The 1361-nt window shown below is 33.3% G+C and carries 2 protein-coding genes; one reads left to right on the top strand and one right to left on the bottom strand.

Annotated features, from left to right (window positions below):
* Nucleotides 1-120 precede the first annotated feature (120 nt).
* Nucleotides 121-621: a DUF6622 family protein gene (locus Xedl_RS19555; protein ID WP_074025383.1), complete on the bottom strand. Its 501-nt coding sequence runs from the start codon at nt 619-621 to the stop codon at nt 121-123.
* A 192-nt stretch (nt 622-813) separates the two neighbouring features.
* Here Xedl_RS19555 and Xedl_RS19560 point away from each other — a divergent pair, with 192 nt between their 5' ends.
* A complete protein-coding gene (locus Xedl_RS19560; protein ID WP_074025385.1) occupies nt 814-1032 on the top strand; it encodes a hypothetical protein in 219 nt (72 codons plus the stop codon).
* Nucleotides 1033-1361: the final 329 nt, after the last annotated feature.

A 1361-nucleotide genomic window follows, 5' to 3' on the forward strand; every position in this document is an offset into this window, starting at 1 on the left:
TAGCTTATTCCATTGGAGATCTGTTAACATAGTTCGCGGCATGATGGTGAGGTCTGGTTGTTTTTTGGCGAAAGTAATTATACCAAATCATCATGCTGTTTAATAATCCCTCACAAAACATCAACACGCCCTATTATAGTGAATAAATAAATTAAGCGTCCCACCCCAAAAAACACCGTCTGATAAGCCACATATAAAACCAAACAGTAAATTAAAATTGAAAGAATATAACAAATTAGAGTTAATATTCATCATGGCAGAAATAATAAACTTCACTATAAAAACAGTAAGAATAAGACTTAAAGTCAAAGGAGTTCCTGAACGAATGATTAAACCATTTTCACTACCCTTTTTTAATCTTGGTTGACTACGCCATAAGCCCCACCCGATGCCCCCTCCCACAATAATACCTACAATAAGCGCCAGGAATGCCGAATTTGGAAATGTCGTTTCATTTAATACACTGTAAACAGCCCATATTAAAAACAAAACTGGCATAAAAAACAGTCGTTGAATACGCATTTCTCTGTCATATAACGCATTGATACCCCGTTTAATCAGAAAAGCAAATAAAATCCAAACCCAGATAGGAGTACCTTTAATAATGGCTAAAATTGACATATTATTCACCCTTCTTACATTGAGCATTAAGCCCTTTACATTTTAAATAAAATAGTCCATTCTTCACATTTATTCATTATTAAACTCGTGATTATTAATATGATATGAATAAATCATCACCTCAGTATTCATTGCTAATGACATGCAAATATACCCTTAAAAAAGGTTTCAACCATAAACAGGAGATAAACAGTGACATTTTTAGGAATAGTCAATAGTAAAGAATATAAGATATGGCAGCACCCAACACCTTTTCTCCCTTGTTTTCATTTTCATGAAAGCCATGAATCAGAATCTATAAAGATACCAGCAAAAGAAATAATCCAAGCTGTAAAAGACTTTGCAATGACCGATGATTTATTTATTAATAACTTTGTCCAAAATAAGAAATGTGCCAGCGTATTTATTTAATAAATCAGGAAGAAAAAACAATAACCAAGAATTTGGCTTAAAAACCTTTACCCCACTTAATGAAAATAGCCATGAAATATCAATGGGTTTAACGGGCAGGTTTTGGCAAGCGGATTTAGGTATCATACACCAACCTGATCTAGAGTCATTTATTAACTTTGACGATCATAAATCAGCTAAATTGGTGTTACGTTTTTTAGTCAGGGAACACCTTAATGGCTATCATTCACTAAATAAGCTTTCAAAATAGTAGATCACTTGGAGGGAACTCAGTCCAATTTTTGCGATCTGATTAATCGCCAAATCAAAAAAAATCCCAAAATGGACTG

The organism is Xenorhabdus eapokensis (genome assembly GCF_001908105.1).

Excerpts from the sequence above, each read along its gene's own strand:
- Xedl_RS19555 (WP_074025383.1), bottom strand. The coding sequence starts at position 621 with ATGTCAATTTTAGCCATTATTAAAGGTACTCCTATCTGGGTTTGGATT.